Origin of the sequence: Bathymodiolus azoricus thioautotrophic gill symbiont, assembly GCF_001298715.1 — a bacterium.
Taxonomy (GTDB): Bacteria; Pseudomonadota; Gammaproteobacteria; order PS1; family Pseudothioglobaceae; genus Thiodubiliella.
The window spans coordinates 1-1,281 of record NZ_CDSC02000355.1 but is presented as its reverse complement, the minus strand read 5'-3'; the positions used below and the strand labels follow the sequence as shown (position 1 = coordinate 1,281).

The 1,281-nt window shown below is 38.3% G+C and carries 1 protein-coding gene; it reads right to left on the bottom strand.

What is annotated here, in order from left to right; all coding sequences use genetic code 11:
• Nucleotides 1-484 precede the first annotated feature (484 nt).
• On the bottom strand, nt 485-1,281 hold a 797-nt coding region (locus BAZSYMA_RS06915), incomplete at its 5' end, for a DMT family transporter (protein ID WP_090717061.1).

Sequence of the window (1,281 nt, the reverse complement as noted above, 5' to 3'; positions counted from 1 at the left end):
GACATCTTAAATCAGATTTTAGACTCTCTAGAAACCTACTCAAAGGGCAAGTTGGTGATGAGATTAATGTTTTAATGGCTACCTGTGCTTGGAATTTGAGAAAATGGCTGGTGATAGCCACTTAGTTTTTTTGTTTTGGCAAAAACTGGGCTTATTTTTTGTAAAATACCTAAGGTTTTTTGTGGTGTTGGATAAAAAGCAGTTTTGTTGATTTGGATGGTTGGCAAAATGGGTGGTTTTGGTTTGGTTTGGGGTGGGGTGGGTTTTTAAGGGGCGACTAATTATAGGGGCGGACTTGTTCAAACAACCCGCTGTACAACTAAGCGAGGCTAAAAACTTATTACAAGATTTTGCGCATATTCCAAGGGCGCAACGATTATTAAAAGTCATTGGCAAAGAGCTTGGTAAATAAGGGTTTATCCCTTGTTCTTATCCTAGAAAAGTTTAATTCTCCGGTACTTGTTAAGAAATAACACAATTCTATTTAGTTTTTCTTTGTACCGTATTCGTAATACCCTAAACCAACCAATACAAGTGCAATACCATAAAATTGTATAAGTTCAAGGGTTTCATTGTTAAGCGCTGAACCTAATAGTAAAGCAAAAACAGGCGTTATTAGTGGCACGATGCCGATTGCTTTCACACTAGCGTGTTTGATTAAATAGTAATAAGACATAAATCCAATGACTGAGCCAAATATGGACAGATAGCCAATAGAGAGTGCGGCTTTCATGGTAATAGCAGGGATCGTACTTTCGCTTAAAAGCCAGATAATAATAAACAAAGGGGTGCTAAATAGTAGGGCACCCGTCGTGGTTTCCAGTGCTGAAACTTGCGTGTTGATTTGTTTGAGCTTGACGGATATAAACGCCTGAAAAGTCATACCTAAGGTGACCGCTAAAAGTCCACGAACAAGGTCTCTTGACTCTGTCAAGGAATGAGAAAAAATAACAACCAATCCACTCAAACCTAACAATAAACCAATTATTTTATTAACACTAAAAAATTTATCTTTGAGCAGTATCAGTGCGAATACACCAGTCATAATGGGTGTTAAGCCAAATACAATAGAGACAATGCTAGAGGCTAGATTTTGCGAGGCGTAATAAACCAAACTCATCGTTACAAATACACCTAAACCTGCATAGAAATAGTTCCACAGACTTAACGGTGTTAATGTGAGTTTCTGTCTTTTTATCAGTAGTAGCAATAAACAGACACCGAGCCCAATCAGCATTCTTGAAGCGACACCAAAACTATGGCTGGTGCCGAGTGTTGACC